We start from the raw sequence: 16,905 nt of genomic DNA, 5'->3' as shown, positions 1-16,905 counted from the left end.
CGCCGGCCGGGAGAGCCCTCCCGGCCGGCCATGGCCGCATCGGCGACAGGCTCCCCGACGAGCGCGCACGAGGGATGGGTGTCGATGGGCAGCGAAGAGGGCGGCACGGGGCGGCACGTGGACGATCACGCCCTGCTGGCCTGGTCGTTCGCCCAGGCCCCGCTCTTCCTCGGCATCTACGACACCGACGACGGCGAACTGCGCATCCGCTGGCTCAACCAGTCCACCGCCGCCATCCTGCGCCTCGACCCCGAGGCCGTCCGCGGCCGCTACTTCGCCGAGGCGCTGCCGGACCCGATGTTCGCCTCCTTCGCCGAGGGCCTGCACCGGGTCCTCGCCACCGGACGGCCGGAACACTTCGAGGACTACGGGCAGGCCCCCGGCCAGGAGAAGGCACACGCCTGGTCCGTCAGCATGTGGCCGGTGCGGGACCCCGACGGCCACATGCGCGGCATCGCCGTCGCCGCACTCGACAACAGCGAGCAGCACCGGGCCCGGCAGCGCCTCGCCCTCGTCAACGAGGCCAGCGTGCGCATCGGCAGCACGCTCGACATCACCCGCACGGCCGAGGAACTCGCCGAGGTCAGCGTGCCCGGCCTCGCCGACTTCGTCAGCGTCGACCTGCTCGACTCCGTCTTCCGCGACCTCCGCCCGCCGAACGCGGCGCGCCCACCCGACGCCGCGACCGCCGCCCACCAGGACACCGGCGCAGTCGTGCTGCGCCGCGCGGCGCACCTGTCCACCCGCGAAGGCACCCCGGAGGCCGCCGTCCCGCTCGGCGAGGCTGCCGCCTACCCGGACTTCTCACCCCCCGCCACCTGCCTGACCACCGGCCGAACCGTGCTCAGCAACGCCGGGGACGCCGGTTTCGCCGGCTGGGTCGCCAGCTCCGCCGACCAGGCCGCCGCCATCGAGACCCACGGCTTCCACACCCTGATGGCCGTGCCGCTGCGCGCCCGCGGCACCACCCTGGGCGTCGCCGTCTTCGCCCGCCGCCAGACCCGCGAACCCTTCACCGGGGACGACGTGCTCCTCGCCGAGGAGTTCGCCGCCCGCGCCGCCGTCTGCGTGGACAACGCCCGCCGCTACACCCGCGAACGCGCCACCGCCCTCACCCTCCAGCACAGCCTGCTCCCCCGCTACCTGCCCAGCCAGGCCGCCGTGGACGTCGCCTCGCACTACCAGCCGGCCGGCTCCCAGTTCGGCGTGGGCGGCGACTGGTTCGACGTCATCCCGCTCTCCGGGGCCCGGGTGGCGCTGGTCGTCGGCGACGTCGTCGGCCACGGCGTCCACGCCTCGGCCACCATGGGCCGGCTGCGCACCGCCGTGCGCACCCTGGCCGACGTCGATCTCGCCCCCGACGAACTGCTGACCCAGCTCGACGACCTCGTCCTGCACCTGTCCGCCGAGACCGGCGCCACCACCGCGGCCAGCCGGCCGAACGGCCCCGGCGCCCTGGGCGCCCTCGGCGCCCCCGACGCGTCCGGCGCCCAGGGCGCGCCCGACGCCGGGGAGGACGGCGGACCGGGCGCGGGCGACGCCGTCGGCCCGACCGGCGCGACCTGCCTGTACGCCGTCTACGACCCGATCTCCCGCCGCTGCACCCTGGCCCGCGCCGGGCATCCGGCCCCCGTCCTGGTCACCCCGGACGGCCGCGCCGAATGCCTCGACCTGCCCAGCGGACCACGGCTCGGCATGGGCGGGCTCCCCTTCGAGTCCACCGAGCTGGAACTGCCCGAGGGCAGCCTGCTCGCCCTGTACACCGACGGCCTGATCTCCTCGCGCGAACGCGACCTCGACCAGGGCATCGCCGAGCTGCTCCGCACCCTGGCCACCCCGGCCCCCTCGCTGGAGGCCACCGTGGACCGCGTGCTCACCGCCCTGCTGCCCGAGAAGCCAGTGGACGACGTCGCCCTGCTGCTGGCCCGCACCCGCTCCCTCGGCCCCGGACGGGTCGCCACCTGGCAGCTCGCCGACGACCCGGTCGTCGTCGCCGACGCCCGCAAGTACGTCTCCGACCAGCTCGCCCGCTGGGGGCTGGAGGAGGCCGCCTTCGTCACCGAGCTGGTGGTCAGCGAGCTCGTCACCAACGCGATCCGCCACGCCGGCGGCCCCATCGAGCTCCGGCTGATCCACGACCACACGCTGATCTGCGAGGTCTCCGACGGCAGCAGCAGCGCCCCGCACCTGCGCCGTGCCCGCGTCTACGACGAGGGCGGACGCGGCCTGATGCTCGTCGCCCAGCTCACCGGCCGCTGGGGCTCCCGGCAGACCCCCACCGGCAAGACCATCTGGGCCGAGCAGTACCTCCCCAGCGTCTGAGCCTTTCCGGGGCTGCTCCTGTGCCGGAGGGATCCCCGCACAGTGATGCGCCCCCACTACCGGCTTCGGCCGGTAGTGGGGGCGCATTTTCGCGTTCGACCACTGGCTACGGGTGAAGCCGCCCCGCCTTCACCGCGCCGACGAACGCCGCGAACGCAGATGCGTGGAACACAAGGGCGGGCCCTTCCGGGTCCTTTGAGTCCCTTACTGGGACGACGCCCGGGAAGTTGGTCGCGGCTTCGATGCATTCGCCGCCGCCGCCGTTGCTGTAGCTCGACTTACGCCACTCGGCGCGTCTCAGGTCGGGGTGTGAAGACACGATGGGTAGCTCTCTCTCAACAGTGAGCGGACCAGGGTCACAGACTCGGCCGGCGGAAGGGCCAGCGCCCGCAGATGATCGTAAGTCACGCGCCGTCTGGCGACCGTGGCCGGCGTCTCTTCAAGGTGACCCCGATGCGAGCCTTCCATGTAGGCGACATCCGGCCCGTCTGGCAGTGTGAGCACTGTCATGCTCCCACCCATAGCGCCATGTGCGCCCGCCGAGAACGGCAAGACCTGCAAAGTGAGGCGAGGGCCGACGGCCGCAACCAGCCGGGCCCATTGCTCGCGCATGACACTTGCGTCGCCGACCGGCCGGCGCAGCACCGCCTCGTCGAGGATGAGCCAGAACACGGGCGCGTTGGGCCGCGTCAGGATCTTCTGCCGTTCCAGTCGCAGCGCGAGGCGTTCCTGTATGGCTTCGTCCGTCTCCTCCGGCGCCCACGCTCGCATCATGGCGCGTGCATAGCCCTCCGTCTGGAGCAGCCCATGAATCGCATGGCTGCTGTACGTCTCGATGCGCGTAGCCCGTTCCTCCATCTTGAAGAAACGCCTGGCGTAGTCGGGATGAGCCTCAGACTCGACGAGCTTCCACAATCGCTGGAAGGTGCCCCCTGTCCGTAGAACCTGGTCGAGCCGTGCCGGCAGGTCCGGCTGTACCGCCCGATCGCCGAGCTCGATTCTTGAGAGTTGCTGACGGCTGTAGCCGAGCTGGTGCGCTAAGACCTCCAGCGACATCCCAAACGCTTGCCGGCGGGCCCTGATCTCCGCACCGAAGAAGTGACGGGCGGACTGACCGGGCCTCACTTCACGCGGCTTCTGCGGCATGGAGCACCCTCCCTCTTCATGTCACCAATCCCAGGTGGCGACATCAGCTAGTAGTAACCGTACCGACACGCGGTGAAGCTGATGGTGCAACGTCAAACATGCGCCACGCAAAGGGATGGGGATCTCGTGACGCCACTTTCCGAGAACAGCACGCCACCACCGACCGCCAACGCCCGCCCCGTACCAGAGCAACCCGCTTCCACCGCGAGCTACGCCGCACAACACCAATCGACGGACGGGCCCCCGCCGCGGTGGGTAGTGCTTGACGACACCACCACCCACGCGGCGCCCACCACGACGCGATACGAGTGTCTCGCCCACGGGTGCGGGCTCATGTCCACCGACGAGCACGACCCGCGCCTCGCCGCCGGCTGGGCCTACCGGCACGCCGACGAGTACCCGACACACCTGCGGTACACGGGCGTGGTCGCGGCCCCGTACCTGCTGGGGAAGGCGACGAATGAGTGACCCCGCCTTCCTGACGGTTCACCGCGCACGCCGCGACGGCATCGACCCTTGGGCGCCCGGCCCGCGCTTCGTCCGGCCGTACGTCGGATCACTCGCACCCACGGAAGACGCGGACGAATGGCCGGCGGCCGAGTGGGAGACCACCCTCCCCCTGGTGCTGCCCCACGCCGCGCCGGCCGCTCCCGACGCCAACCAGCGCCGGCAGCGGGGCCGACATCGCCGTCGGTGGCCGTGGCCGTGGCCGTGGCGCCTCTGGGCCCGCCGGCCGCGCCGCTGAAAAGCTCCCGCGCTGGTCGCCCCCTGGGGACGGTCAAGGCGACCAGCGCGGGCCCCACCGTCCGGCCGCACGGCCGGCCGTAGTCCCACCGGCAATCACGCACGAGAGGCACCCCATGGGGAAGTTCTTGGATCCGAACGGCCATGTGTTCGAACCTCCCGCGCCGGCGCCCGCCCCGCCGCCCCCCTCCGAAAGCGGCGCCGACAACGGCGGTTCAGACGAGGGCGTGGAGAGATGAGCCTCGACCAGGGCCCCAGCGACCCGCCGCGCCGGCGCCTCGACTGCGCGACGCTCTTCACCGACCGGCACGGCGCCGTCGTCATCGTGCGGCACCCGCACCACGACGCCTACACCCTGCCCACCGGCACCGCCGACGCGGAGGAGGAACCACACCGGGCGGCGATGCGCGGAGTCCGCACCACGCTTGGCCTGGATCTCTCGGTCGGCCGCCTGCTCGTGGTGGACTACGTGCCGTTCCGCCGCGACACCGCTCAGCCGGGCCGAATGCTGTACGTCTTCGACGGCGGCGTGCTGGCCGACGAGCACATAGCGCTCATCAAGCGAGGCCAGACGTTCGCCCTGGTGCACCTCGGCGACCTCGCTCCTTTCGCCGACGCGGGCGACGTCCGGCGCATCCGGGCAGCCGCCGCCGCAGTCAGCACCAAGCAGACCGTCTACCTGGTCGGCGGGCACCCCCCGGCACCCCGCTCGGGCGCACACCCGCTCGCCGCCTCGCGCTGACCGCCCCACGCTCCGCCCCGTCCGGGACGACCTCACGGCCCCGGACCGGGGCGGCCTCAGACCCCCGCCCGGCCACGCCCACAGGCCCCGGGCGGGCGCACGACCGGCACGTCAACCGGCGCGCCGGAAGCGCAACCAAGGAGAGTTCACGTGACCTCTTCGACGACCACCCTCCGCACGGGCCGCTCGCTCGTGCCCGACGGCGAGTTCGAGCAGCTCGTCGCCTTCCTCACGGTCGACACCGGCATGACCACCGAGCACGCCGAGCGCGTGCTCGACCAGGGGCTTGCCTTCCTCGGCGCCGTCGCCGAGCACGACGGCGCCCCGCTCGTGCCGTCCGACGCGGTCGACCCCGGGTGGCACGCCATGATCCTGCACACCGCGTGGTACGCAGGCTTCTGCGAGCGGATCGCCGGCCGCATGATCCACCACAACCCCACCCCCGGGCAGGGCGGCCGGGCCGCGGACGCCATCGCGCGGACCGTCGAGGCGATCCGCAAGGCCGGGTTCCGTGTCGACTCCAAGCTGTGGTCCCACGAACCGGGCGGCATGCTCCAGTGCGACAGCGACGACGGACGCGACTACTGATCCAGTAGCGTCCGGCCCCATCAAGTGAACAGCGTGGCCCCGTCCGATCTTCGGGCGGGGCCACGCCCACGAAAGGACCACGGAAGGACACCGTGACCGAGCTCCCTCCCTACGACCTCCCTCCGCACGTCGCCGCTTTCCTCTCGCCGACCTCCACCCGCCTGGTCCTGCACCGGCGCGGCTCGACCGTGTGGGACGTCCGCTCCGCCGCCGGGCGTTACGCCTTGAAGCTCGGATTCCCGGCGAGCCCCACCCACGAATGGACCGCCCTAGCCCCCGCCCGCGAGGTATCCGTGCTGCGCGCCCTCGGCCGCGGAGACGTCTTCGAAGGCCGCTGGGACCGCGGTACCTGGGGAGTCCAACCGTGGCGCACCGGCGAAAGCCTGTGGGACCGGTGGGCACCGGTCCGCGAATCCGCCACCCCTCCCCCGCTCGCCGACGCCGCAGCATGCGCCGCCGCCCTCGCCGAACTACACGCCCGTGGATGGGCACATGGCGACGTCCAGCCCGCTCACCTGCTCGTGCTCGCCACCCGCGCCGATCTGATCGACCTCGCCCTCGCCCTCGGCGGCGACATCCCCCCGGAAGTCGACTTCCCCTTCCGGGGATGCCTGGTGCACTACGAAGCGCCCGAGCTGTCCCGGAGCGTGCTGGACACCGGGCACGCCGTCCCCACGCCCGAGGCGGACGTGTACGCGCTCGGCGCCAGTCTCCTGATTTCCGCCACCGGCCGGCGTGCGGTCGTCTACCCGGACGACGCGCCCCGGGTCGAGCAGCGGCAGGCCATCGTCGAAGGCCGATACCGCGACGTCACCGTGCCGGGGCCGCTCGGCCCGCTGGTCGATGCCATGCTGAGCCCCAAGCCCGGGGACCGCCCCACGGCCGGCGAAGTGCACGCCGCCATGGCCACCATGCCCGGGTGAGCTCCGGCAAGGCGAAGCGGCGACCGCGCGGGCGGATGGGGAATCTCCCACGCGGTCGCCGCCGCCCGTACTCTCCCACATCCCGCCGGAGTGTGGACCGATTCCACCGTGCACCCCTGCTCGCCCTGCACCCGCCGCGCCCGTTTCCCAGGCGCCCCCGGATGGCCGCCGTTTCCGGGCACCACTCGGCAGGAGGCCCAGGGGGACCCCCGAATTCCAGGCTTTCACGCGGCACTCAGCGGGAACAGCCCCCACTTTTCCCCTGGGGATAACCATGGGCCTGCCTTCAGGGGGCGGAGTTATCCACAGGTCGGCAGTGGGGGGCTGCGGTGGGTAGTCGCACCGTGGGATCCTGGAATCAGGGGGCCCCCAGCGGGGCGCCCTGGCAGGCGTTGCCCCGGCGCAGCCTGGGAGGAGCCCGGGCGGCACACCCGTGATCCCTCCGCCATCTCCCCCGCCATGGCCCCTCCTTTCTCCCCCGCCATGGCCCATCCTTCTCCCCCGCCCACGCCATCGCCCTCACCCCCTCCTTCCTCTCCGCCCCGCCCCCTCCTCCCGCCGCGCCACGGCCGAGCAGTAGGCAGGCCAGAGGGCCCCCGGCGGGCGGGCGGTGGCAGGATCGGGGCATGAGTGCTGATCAGAACCCGAACGCCGGTTCGGAGACCGCGGCCAAGCCGCCCCGGCGCGACCCCTTCGACCTGCCGGACGTCTCCGGCCTCACCGTCGGCATCCTGGGCGGCACCGGACCCCAGGGCCGCGGCCTGGCGTTCCGGCTGGCCGCGGCCGGGCAGCGGGTCGTCATCGGCTCCCGCAAGGCCGAGCGCGCCCAGGAGGTGGCGGCCGGCGTCGCCGCCGCCATCACCACCGACGGCCGCGGCGAACTCACCGGCGAGGACAACGCGGCCTGCGCCGCCGCCAGCGACCTGGTGATCGTCGCCGTGCCGTGGGAGGGCCACCGGGACCTCCTGCTCTCCCTGGAGGAGGAACTGGCCGGCAAGATCGTGGTGGACTGCGTCAACCCGCTCGGCTTCGACAAGCAGGGCGCCTACGCGCTCCGCCCGGAGGAGGGCAGCGCGGCGCAGCAGGCCGCCGCGGTGCTTCCGCGCTCCCGGGTCACCGCGGCCTTCCACCACCTGTCCGCCGTGCTGCTGGCCGACCCGGACGTCGAGCGGATCGACACCGACGTGCTGGTGCTGGGCGACGACCGGGCGGCCACCGACACGGTCCAGGCCCTGGCCGGGCGGATCCCCGGGATGCGCGGCGTGTACGCCGGACGGCTGCGGAACGCCCACCAGGTGGAGGCGCTGGTGGCCAACCTGATCTCGGTGAACCGCCGCTACCGGGCGCACGCCGGGCTGCGGGTCACCGACGTCTGACCCCACCCGGGCCGACGGACGGCGGCCGGCCGCGGGAGCGCCACCGAGGGCCCCCGCGGCCGGCCGCGGCACGTCCGCCACAATGGACGGGTACCGGACAGCACACCCGCCGCGTCACCACGCGTCCCCCAGGAGCCGCACCCCGATGCCCCGCCTCGCCTACTTCATCCTCGCGCTCTGCCTGCTCACCGTCGTGGCAGCCGTCGTCTCCTTCGCCCAGGGCAACTGGCTGATCGGCATCGTGTGGGTGCTCCTCGCCGGCCTGACCAGCAACATGTCCTGGTACTACGTGCACCGTTCGCGCCGTGCCCGCCGGGGCGCCGCGTCCGCCCCGCAGGGCTGACCGGGGCCACGGCCGCCTGGGCGTCGTCCACCCACGCCGGGGTCGCTCAGCCCGCCGAGAGCGTCCAGAACCGGAAGTACTCCAGGCCGTCCCAGGCCAGCCAGGCGGGCATGCCGGTCAGCTCCATCAGCCAGTAGACGGCCGTGAAGAACCAGCGCCCCACCTCCGGCTGCCACAGCAGCGCGAACACCGCCAGCAGGCCGAACGGCGCGTACGGCGCCACGGCCCGCCGGGTCCGCTCCGGCAGCCACGGCTCGACGATGCCGTAGCCGTCCAGCCCCGGCACCGGCAGCAGGTTCAGCAGGGTGGCGGTGATCTGGAACATGACCAGCACCGCCACCGACACCGCCACCGACGCCGGCAAGCCGCCCACCAGGCCGGCCCAGACGTCGAGACCGACCGACAGCACGACGGCGAAGAGCGCGTTGGTCGCCGGCCCGACCGCCGAGACCAGGGAGTGCCGCAGCCTGCCGGGGATGCGGTGGCGTTCGATGTACACCGCCCCGCCGGGCAGGCCGATGCCGCCGATCACCACGATCGCCACCGGCAGCACGAAGCTGAGCAGCGGGTGGGTGTAGCGGGCGGGGTTGAGCGTCAGGTATCCCTTGCCCACCACGGAAGTGTCGCCGCCGTGCAGCGCGGCCCGTGCGTGGGCGTATTCGTGCAGGCAGAGCGAGATCATCCAGCCGGCCACGACGAAGGCGAAGATCAGCACGCCACTGGCGACTCCCGCCCCGCCCACCCCCTCGTAGAGCGCGGCGCCGGTTCCCAGGAAGACCGCCACGATCAGCCAGAACACCGGGCTCGGCCGCCGCCCGGCCACGCGGGCCCGGCCCACGCCCACCCGGCGGACGGCAGAACGTGGATCCGGATCCGGGTCCGGGGCGGAGGCGGGGCGGGAGTCGGCGGGCGGGAACATGCGGCGTCTCCTCGACGTCGGCGGACGGGCGGGAGTCGGCGGGGACCGGGCGAACGGGCAGGGACGGGCGGGGCGACGGCTGGACGGCTGGCGGCCCGGCCGCTCACCAACGGGCGGGCGGCGGGGAGATCAGGGCGTCGGCGATGCGGGCGAGCCGGTCCCGGAAGATCCGGCGCCGGCCGCCCGGGCCGGGAGCGTCCAGCGAGGGCACCTCGCCGGCCGCCGCGCACACCAGGTGTTCCGTCAGTTCGAACGGGAAGCCCCCCGGGGCGGGTTCCGCGTTCCGTCCGGGTGGCCGGAAATCGCCGCCCGGCTCATCCCCGGGATCGCCGCCCGGCACGGTGAGCGCGTGGTGCGCCAGGCCGCGCAGCTCCTGGTCGCCGTCCTCCAGGGCGAGGATCACCGCCCCGGCCCGACGGGCGTCCGCGACCCGTTCCAGCAGCGGCACGGGGGCCGGCCCCGGCGCGGCGACGAGCACCGTCTCGGAGCGGCGCACCGACTCCAGGCGCTCGATCGACACGGCGAGGTGCGGCGGGGCGCCGGGCGGCACCCGCCAGCGCACCAGCGTGGGGCGGAGTTCGTCCAGCCCCGACCAGGCGGCCTCGTCGCGCAGGTGCGCGGCGAAGTGCCACGGTTCGATGGAGGGCGTGCCGACCAGCAGCGGCCCGGTCGTGCCGGGGCGGCCGGCGGCGCCGGCCGGGGCCAGCCGCGCGGCGGCGCGCAGCTCGGCGGCGAAGTCCCGGGTCCGCCGGACCCAGTCCGAGCCGTCCAGAAGCTCGCGCAGCAGCGCGGCCTGTGCGATGTCCACGGCCCCATGGTCGCCGACGCCGGGCGGCCACGGTGCCGGACCGCCGGTCACGCTCGGGTATCGGTGCGCGCCGGGGGCGTGGCGGGGGCGCGATCGGCCGCTACCGGTCGTCCCGCCAGCGCGGGTCGGTCTCCCACGCCTCGTCACGCTCGGCCGCCACCTCCAGGGCCTTGCCGGCGCTCTCCCGCGAGGCGTACGGCCCGAGCCGGTTGCGCGCCGAGCACTCCGGCCCCTCCTCCACGGTGTGGTGCTTGAGGCAGTAGTACCAGGTGCCGGCCGCGCCGGTGGCCTTCTCGTTCCTGGCCATCGTTCCTGCCCTCCTCGCGTCCCGTCCTGCTGTAGGGAATGCCCACCCGGCGGATGATCATCCCTGGGCGGAGTACTTGGCCAGGAGGCGGTCCCAGCCCGGTTCCCACCGCTCGGCGAAGACCTGATCCACCGCGGGGAGGTAACGGCGCATCCCCTGCCTCCGCTCCAGCGCCGTGCGCAGGCGGATGACGCCTCCGGCGGGCATGCCGTCCAGCAGGCTGCGCAGCAGGGCCAGTCCGCTGCCGACGTGCCCGCCGAGGCAGAACGTCTCGATCAGACCGGCCAGCGAGGCCACCGACAACCTGGCGTGCCGCAGCTCCACGAAGACCTCACGGGTCTCGGCGAACCAGCCGTGCTCCTGCAGGGCGCTGACCAGCATGACGACGGCGCTGTCGGGATGTCCCGACACACCGGCCGCGATCGCCTGGCGGACGGTGCCACGGGGGGTTCGCTGCAGCGAGTCGAACAACACCGCCACGTCCTGGGGCGGACGACTGCCGGCAACCGTGCTCAGCACCCCGACCAGGGTGTGCGGGGAGGTGGTCACCAGGTCGCGGGCGAGCGCGATCACCTCCGCCATCGGCCGCTCCCGTGCCGCCGTCTCGTAGACCACGGCATGCGCCCTGGCCGCGTCCGGTTCCCCTTCCAGCAGCCCGAGGACGATCACCAGGTCGGTCATGGGGCGCCGTCGGCCGATCTGTTCGGCCACGTCCGAGGCCCGGTGGCCGAACCTCTCCAAGCGGACCACCAGGGCGGTCAGCTTCTCCGGGCCGAGGTCGCGCGCGCACCGCAGGGCGAGCCGCCGCCGGTCGGAGCCCGACCGGCGCAGGAGCTCGACGAGTTCCACCGTGCTCCGGCCGACGAGGGAGCCGGGGCCCCCACCGGGAGTCTCCGCGCCGTCCGCCGGATTGTCCGCGGACAACGCGAGTTCCGCGCCGACCTCCTCCAGCCGGTTCCGTTCACCGTCCAGGACGCCGCCGAGCTTGTCCAGCGCGCGGTCCACGTCGTCCAACAGGGGATCGACCAGGGCCGGCACGCCGAGCGGTCCGTGCGCCGCGCCGCCGGGCGGCTCGGAGGCGGGTTGGCCGAGCCTGTGCTGCAACTCGAAGATCCGGCGGTTCGCCGCCTCCAGCAGGCGCAGCGCCTCGGCCTGGTCCCGGCGGGCCCGTTCCAGCTCCGTCTCGGCCCGGCGGACCCGGTCCTCGGAGCGGGCGAGGCGGTCCTCGGCCTGGACGGCGCCCTCCGTCGCCCCGCCGTGCACGGCGCGCAGCGCGTCGCGCTCGGCGCGGACGGTGGCCACCTGCTCGCCCAGCCGGGCCAGCATGGTCAGCAGGAGGAACACCGCCTGCTGGGAGACGGCCAGGGCCTGCTGGCTCTCGCTGCGGGCGCGCTCGGCGCGGCTCAGCGCGTCGTGCAGTTCCAGGGCCTTCTGCTGGGTGCGGACCAGCTCCTCCAGGTGCGGCTGGGCGCCGCCGGGGGCTTCCGCCCCGGGACGCCCGGCGGCCTCCGGCTCGGCGGGGGCGCGCGCCGGTGCCTGGGTCGCCGCCTGGAGCAGCCGGAGCGCCTCCATCAGGCAGGTGGTGCGGGTCCGTGGATCCGGCGCGGTGACCCGGATCAGCGTGCGGACGAAGTGCTGGTCCGGGACGCGCCCGTCCAGGCTCTCGCTGATCTTGGACTTGCTGTAGGGCATCCGCTCGGCGAGTTCCCGCACCGTCAGCCCGGAGGCCTCGATCCGTCGGCGGAGGTAGCTGGTGAGCTCGGCCGCCTCCGGTGACACGGCGCGTAACGGCCCCCACTTCCGCCCCGGCCTTCGCTCGGACCCTTGCGTTCCCATCGTCACCCCGTGTCCCGGGACAACCCCCTGTTGTCCTCGACACACCTGGGCGGACGGCCGCTCCAGGTGTGGACAACCCACGGTAGGGCCATCCTGGTCCCCTCGATCCGACGACGGACCGTCAGGAGGACAACGTGGAGACCGAGCAGGACCGCCGGACGCCCAGCGACGCCGAGGAGCCGCTGCTGACGCTCCGCGCCGCGGTGGTCTTCCTGCTGGGCGCCCTGACCGGGGTCGCCGCCGGGGTGCTCAGCGGCCTGGGCGGGGCCGGGATCCCGGCCGCGGTGCTGGCCGGTGGGGCCGCCGCCGGCGCGGCGGTGGTGTTCTTCCGCTCCATCATCCGCTAGCGGCGGCGGTGGCCAGCGGCCACGCCCCCGGGCAGCAGCCGGCTACGGCAGGGTCAGGATGTCCGCCCCGGTGGCGGTGACGACCAGGGTGTGCTCGAACTGGGCGGTGCGCTTGCGGTCCTTGGTGACGACCGTCCAGCCGTCGTCCCACATGTCGTAGTCGTGGGTGCCGAGGGTCAGCATCGGCTCGATGGTGAAGGTCATGCCGGGCTGCATCACGGTGGTCGCGCGCGGGTCGTCGTAGTGCGGGATGATCAGGCCGGAGTGGAACGAGCTGTTGATGCCGTGGCCGGTGAAGTCGCGCACCACGCCGTAGTCGAAGCGCTTGGCGTACGCCTCGATCACCCGGCCGATGACGTTGATCTGCCGGCCCGGCCGGACGGCCTTGATGGCGCGGCGCAGCGACTCCTCGGTGCGCTCGACGAGCAGCCGCGACTCCTCGTCGACGTCCCCCACCAGGTAGGTGGCGTTGTTGTCGCCGTGCACGCCGTGGATGTAGGCGGTCACGTCGAGGTTGACGATGTCGCCGTCGCGCAGCACGGTGGAGTCCGGGATGCCGTGGCAGATGACCTCGTTGATCGAGGTGCACAGTGACTTGGGGAAGCCGCGGTAGCCCAGCGTGGAGGGGTACGCGCCGTGGTCGCACATGTACTCGTGGGCAACGCGGTCCAGTTCGTCCGTGGTGACGCCCGGGGCGATGTGCTTGGCGGCCTCCGCCATGGCCTGGGCGGCGATCCGGCCGGCGATCCGCATCTTCTCGATCGTCTCCGCGGACTGCACCTCCGGGCCCCGGTAGGGGGTGGGTGCCTTCCGACCGACGTACTCGGGGCGCTCGATGGATGCCGGGACGCCGCGCTGGGGAGAGATCCTGCCGGGAACCAGAGTTGCCATGCCGAGAGTCTAGGACGACGCGCCCCCGGGCCGGGTGCGGGCGACGGCGGGAGTCACCGGGCTCACACCGGCGCCGGAGGCGGGCAGTAAGGTGGCGCTGTCCAGCTGTCCCCACCGTAGGTTCGGGCCACCACCGTAGGTTCGAGGCGTTCGAGGCGAGCGTGAGCCGACCGATGACTGACCAGGTCACCGTCACCGATGACGTCACCACCGAGATCGCCGACGAGGTCACCGGTGCGCACCGGTCGCACGGGCCACGCCGGTCGCCACGGCCACGTCTGTCGATTCGGTCACTGTCGTCCCGCCGGGGCCCACGGGCCGCCCGCGACCGCCGGACGCCGCGGGGCGCCGTGGCCGGGCCGCGCCGACCGCGGCTGGCCGCGCTGCTGTGCGCCGCGGTGGTGGCGCTGCCCGGCTGCGTGACCGTGGAGGGGGCGACCGCGTGGGTGGCCCCGCTGGACGAGGCCGCCGCCGCCGAGGTGCTGGAGCGGTTCGAGCAGGAGAACAACCAGGCCAACGCCGACCGCGACCTGGAGCTGAACGCCCGCATCGAGACCGGCGCGCTGCGGGACATCGACCAGGCGACGCTCAAGGTGGCCGCCGCCACCGACCCGGACAACAGCGAGCCCGCGCCGCAGCTGGACATGGGCGACCCGCAGCTGTGGATCCCCCGGCTCAACGGCTACCCGAAGTGGTTCGTGGCCGTCACCGACGTGCACGGCAGCACCACCACGGAGCACGAGGACGCCCCGCAGGGCGAGCAGGGCGCCGGCGAGCCCATCGGGCGCTGGATGCTGCTGTTCACGCAGGCGGAGCAGGACGGCCCGTGGCAGGCCGCGTACATGGCCGCCGCCGGCGACGCGGTGCCCGCCGTCGCCCTGGACCAGGACGGTCTGGCGGAGGAGGTGCCGGCCGACGATCCCGCGCTGCTGCTCGCCCCCGAGGAGGTGCCCGGTGCCTACACCGCGCTGCTCCAGGGCGAGGCGTCCGAGGAGCAGGCGGCGCTCTTCCCGGAGGGCGCCTTCACCACCGACATGCTGGCCGAGCGCGAGGCGCAGGCCGGTGGCACGCAGTACGTCCGGCAGTACCTGGACTCGGCCGCGCCGGAGCACGGGGTGTACGCGCTGCGCACCGAGGACGGCGGGGCGCTGGTGTTCTTCGCCACGCGGCACCAGTCCAAGCTGACCATGGCGCAGGGCAGGCGGCTGGACATCCAGGACCCGGAGATCCGCGCCCTGCTGGAGGGCGAGGCGCGGCAGCAGGTGCTGACCACGATGGACGTGGCCCAGCAGGCCGTGCTGGTGCCGCCGGCGGCGCCGGGCCCGGAGGCGTCGGACGGCTCGGACGACGCGTCGGGCGGCTCGCCGGCGCCGCCGGCCGGGCAGCTGACCTTCGTGGACCGCCAGCAGGCCACCGTCTCGGCCCTGGCCGAGTGAGCGGTCGCGCGCCCCGTCCCCCGGGTGGGCGCGCCGCTGGACTCCCCCGTTCCCGCCCCGCCCGCCCCCTCCGTTCCCGGCATTCCCCCTTCCCGCCCCGGACGCTCCCCCGCCCGCCCCTTCCGGCCCCGCCCTCCCCCGCGGCGGTCAGTGCCCCCAGATGTTCTCCGGCACGGTCTCCACCGGCGCGCCCACGTCGCTGAGCACCTCCAGGATCCGCAGCGGGTCGGGCAGCGGGTTCTCCGGCCCGTGCACCCAGCGCACCCGGCGGCCGGAGGGGTGCAGCGAGGGCGGCAGCAGCACGTAGCTGCCGCGGCAGTGCCAGCGCACCCCGGGGTGCTCGTCGATGGTCTCCGGGTGGCAGTCCAGCTCGCACGGCCACCACTCGTCCTCGTCGTCCGGGGTGCCGCGGGTCGCGGTGAAGAAGAGATAACGGCCCGGATCGCTCTCGGCGACCGGGCCGGGTTCGGCACCGCCGGCGACCAGCGCGTCCAGCGCGCGGCGGCCGGTCTCGGCGGGCACGTCCAGCACGTCGTGCGCCCGCCCGGTGGCCGTGACGAAGTTCGCCTCGGGGAGGGTGTCCAGCCAGCGCCGGACCTGTTGCTCGTCGGTGGTGGCCTGGGTCTGCCACGCGAAGGAGATCGGATGTGCCCCGGGGAACGGACAGCCGACGCGGTCACAGGAACAGCCGTAACCGGCCGGGTGGGCGGCGGGGGCGACCGGGAAGCCGAGCCGGGCGGTCTCCAGGACGAGCGCGTCCCGCAGTGCCCGCGGGTCGGCGGAGTCCACGCGCGGACGCCTGCGCAGCCAGCCCGCCACCTTGATCATCCGCTGCATCGAACCCCTTTCCTGGAGATCACCTCTGTCGTACGCCAACCGTACGAAGAGGTCGGGCCGCGTGTGGGCGAACGCCGTACAGACCGGGCCGGCGCCGACGTGATGCGCGTCACCGCCGAGTGAGTCGGCCGCCCGGGCACGGGCTCGTCCGGGCTCGATGTGACCCGAGCTCGGCTCAGTCACGCACCCATCCTCGGCGGACGGCCTGGATTCCAGCCTGGAACCGGCTGGAGGCGCCCAACTCGGCCAGCAGCCTGGCCAGCCGCCGATGCAGGGTGCGCTGGCTGATCCTCAGCTGGCGGGCGATGGCCTCGTCCTTCAGGCCGGCCGCGAGCAGCATCGCGAGGTCCCGTAGTTCACGCTCACCTGTGGAGTCGAGGGTACTGCCCCGGGCGGGCTCGTCAGGCGAGAGGGGTACCGCCTGTCGCCACAGGGATTCGAAGAGGGCGACGAGGGCGTCGGTGATCCGGGACGGCCGGACCAGGACGGCGCCCGGCCCCTCCGGCGTGCCGGACGCCGCGGACGCCCCGGACGCCGCGGGCGCCGCCGCGCCGCCGGGCCCCGCGGCGGGTCGGGGGCCCTCCTCGGCGGCGTCCGGGAGCGTCGCCCAGGAGGCGGCCGACAGCGGCAGCAGCGCCCGCGCGCCGTCCACCACGATCAGCTTCACCGGCGCCGCGTCCAGCACCCGGGCCCGCTCGCCGAGGGCCGCCATCCGGCGCACCTCCTCCACCGCCCCGGGCAGCGCCAGCCCTTCCGCGGTGTACAGGGTGCGGCAGCTCACACCGCGGGCGAGCGCCGCCTCCCCGAAGCGCAGGCTGTCCTCGGCGGCCACGTACGGAGGCGCGTCGATGACGAGGATCTCCTTCTCGGCGCCGGCGAGCAGCTCCCGCAGCCGCGCGGCGATCTCCTCGCGGCCGGACAGCGCCTCGGCGGGCCCGGAGGGGCGGATGCGGGCGACGCCGTCGTCGTACTCGGTGGCGAGCCGGGCGGCGGCGAGTTCCGCGAGGGCCAGCCCCTGGCGGCGCAGGCGCACCAGCGCGGTCACCGCCAGCCGGGGGTCCACCGGCTGCCAGGAACGGCGCCCCGGCTGGTACTCGGCGAGTCCGGCCTCGGTGAGCTCGCCGAGCGCCCGCCGGGCGGCGGCGGTACCGAGCCCGACCTCCCGGGCGACGGCCGCGGCCGTCGCGGAGTGCAGGCGGAGCAGGGCACGGTAGGCGCCCTCCGCCGGGCCCGAGATGCCGAGCGCCTGCAGCATGGCCTCAACTCCTTCGCATGGGGTGCGGACGGGCGGCTCGGCCGGCGCGCCCGGCGCCGGCGGAGGCACCGGTTCCGGCTCCCGT

General features: G+C 74.1%; 18 protein-coding genes. 9 read left to right on the top strand and 9 right to left on the bottom strand.

The features are described from left to right. Positions 1-84 precede the first annotated feature (84 nt). Positions 85-2,322 (top strand): SpoIIE family protein phosphatase, encoded by a 2,238-nt coding sequence (locus FHU37_RS19415; protein WP_246450001.1) that lies wholly within the window; start codon positions 85-87, stop codon positions 2,320-2,322. A gap of 106 nt (positions 2,323-2,428) precedes the next feature. Here the strand turns inward: FHU37_RS19415 and FHU37_RS19410 are convergent, their stop codons facing one another. Next, complete coding sequence (locus tag FHU37_RS19410; protein WP_179815413.1) at positions 2,429-2,641, bottom strand: DUF397 domain-containing protein; 213 nt, start codon at positions 2,639-2,641, stop codon at positions 2,429-2,431. Beyond that, positions 2,620-3,468: a helix-turn-helix domain-containing protein gene (locus FHU37_RS19405; RefSeq protein ID WP_179815412.1), complete on the bottom strand. Its 849-nt coding sequence runs from the start codon at positions 3,466-3,468 to the stop codon at positions 2,620-2,622. Before FHU37_RS19405 ends, FHU37_RS19410 begins: the two co-directional genes overlap by 22 nt. A gap of 81 nt (positions 3,469-3,549) precedes the next feature. On the opposite strand from FHU37_RS19405, the gene FHU37_RS29630 reads away from it, so the two are divergent. The 6 genes from FHU37_RS29630 to FHU37_RS19380 all read left to right on the top strand — a co-directional run bounded on the left by FHU37_RS29630 (position 3,550) and on the right by FHU37_RS19380 (position 8,184). Then, positions 3,550-3,936, top strand: coding sequence for a DUF7848 domain-containing protein (locus tag FHU37_RS29630; protein ID WP_446680302.1), 387 nt, complete (start codon positions 3,550-3,552; stop codon positions 3,934-3,936). 511 nt (positions 3,937-4,447) lie between these two features. After that, positions 4,448-4,954, top strand: a complete 507-nt coding sequence (locus FHU37_RS19400; protein WP_179815411.1) for an NUDIX domain-containing protein — start codon at positions 4,448-4,450, stop codon at positions 4,952-4,954. Positions 4,955-5,104: 150 nt separating this feature from the next. Further along, on the top strand, positions 5,105-5,542 hold the full coding sequence (locus FHU37_RS19395; RefSeq protein ID WP_179815410.1) for a glycine-rich domain-containing protein: 438 nt from the start codon (positions 5,105-5,107) through the stop codon (positions 5,540-5,542). Positions 5,543-5,634: 92 nt separating this feature from the next. Further along, a complete protein-coding gene (locus tag FHU37_RS19390) occupies positions 5,635-6,465 on the top strand; it encodes a protein kinase family protein (protein WP_179815409.1) in 831 nt (276 codons plus the stop codon). A 626-nt stretch (positions 6,466-7,091) separates the two neighbouring features. Continuing rightward, the gene (gene npdG / locus FHU37_RS19385) at positions 7,092-7,841 is read left to right on the top strand and encodes an NADPH-dependent F420 reductase (RefSeq protein WP_179816399.1); all 750 of its coding nucleotides are present in this window, start codon (positions 7,092-7,094) and stop codon (positions 7,839-7,841) included. A 145-nt stretch (positions 7,842-7,986) separates the two neighbouring features. Next, positions 7,987-8,184, top strand: a complete 198-nt coding sequence (locus FHU37_RS19380) for a hypothetical protein (RefSeq protein WP_179815408.1) — start codon at positions 7,987-7,989, stop codon at positions 8,182-8,184. A 46-nt stretch (positions 8,185-8,230) separates the two neighbouring features. On the opposite strand, the gene FHU37_RS19375 is transcribed toward FHU37_RS19380, so the two are convergent. The 4 genes from FHU37_RS19375 to FHU37_RS19360 form a co-directional block, all read right to left on the bottom strand. Next, positions 8,231-9,103: a site-2 protease family protein gene (locus FHU37_RS19375; protein ID WP_179815407.1), complete on the bottom strand. Its 873-nt coding sequence runs from the start codon at positions 9,101-9,103 to the stop codon at positions 8,231-8,233. Between the two features lie 103 nt (positions 9,104-9,206). Beyond that, positions 9,207-9,911, bottom strand: a complete 705-nt coding sequence (locus tag FHU37_RS19370) for a hypothetical protein (RefSeq protein WP_179815406.1) — start codon at positions 9,909-9,911, stop codon at positions 9,207-9,209. A 100-nt stretch (positions 9,912-10,011) separates the two neighbouring features. Further along, positions 10,012-10,218 (bottom strand): hypothetical protein, encoded by a 207-nt coding sequence (locus FHU37_RS19365; RefSeq protein ID WP_179815405.1) that lies wholly within the window; start codon positions 10,216-10,218, stop codon positions 10,012-10,014. Positions 10,219-10,275: 57 nt separating this feature from the next. Beyond that, positions 10,276-11,997 (bottom strand): helix-turn-helix domain-containing protein, encoded by a 1,722-nt coding sequence (locus FHU37_RS19360; RefSeq protein ID WP_179815404.1) that lies wholly within the window; start codon positions 11,995-11,997, stop codon positions 10,276-10,278. Between the two features lie 191 nt (positions 11,998-12,188). Between FHU37_RS19360 and FHU37_RS19355 the strand changes: the two genes are divergently transcribed. Next, complete coding sequence (locus FHU37_RS19355; protein WP_179815403.1) at positions 12,189-12,401, top strand: hypothetical protein; 213 nt, start codon at positions 12,189-12,191, stop codon at positions 12,399-12,401. 42 nt (positions 12,402-12,443) lie between these two features. Here FHU37_RS19355 and map read toward each other — a convergent pair whose 3' ends face one another. Continuing rightward, complete coding sequence (gene map, locus FHU37_RS19350; protein WP_179815402.1) at positions 12,444-13,292, bottom strand: type I methionyl aminopeptidase; 849 nt, start codon at positions 13,290-13,292, stop codon at positions 12,444-12,446. Positions 13,293-13,465: 173 nt separating this feature from the next. Here map and FHU37_RS19345 point away from each other — a divergent pair, with 173 nt between their 5' ends. Further along, positions 13,466-14,728, top strand: coding sequence for an SCO2278 family lipoprotein (locus tag FHU37_RS19345; RefSeq protein ID WP_179815401.1), 1,263 nt, complete (start codon positions 13,466-13,468; stop codon positions 14,726-14,728). 147 nt (positions 14,729-14,875) lie between these two features. Here FHU37_RS19345 and FHU37_RS19340 read toward each other — a convergent pair whose 3' ends face one another. Together FHU37_RS19340 and FHU37_RS19335 are read right to left on the bottom strand one after the other, a co-directional pair. Further along, the gene (locus FHU37_RS19340; protein ID WP_179815400.1) at positions 14,876-15,565 is read right to left on the bottom strand and encodes a bifunctional DNA primase/polymerase; all 690 of its coding nucleotides are present in this window, start codon (positions 15,563-15,565) and stop codon (positions 14,876-14,878) included. 175 nt (positions 15,566-15,740) lie between these two features. Beyond that, positions 15,741-16,820, bottom strand: coding sequence for a helix-turn-helix transcriptional regulator (locus FHU37_RS19335; RefSeq protein WP_179815399.1), 1,080 nt, complete (start codon positions 16,818-16,820; stop codon positions 15,741-15,743). Positions 16,821-16,905: the final 85 nt, after the last annotated feature.

It is taken from the genome of Allostreptomyces psammosilenae (assembly GCF_013407765.1).
Taxonomy (GTDB): Bacteria; Actinomycetota; Actinomycetes; order Streptomycetales; family Streptomycetaceae; genus Allostreptomyces; species Allostreptomyces psammosilenae.
The sequence above is the reverse complement of the archived record's forward strand: the minus strand, read 5'-3'. Positions and strand labels throughout refer to the sequence as shown.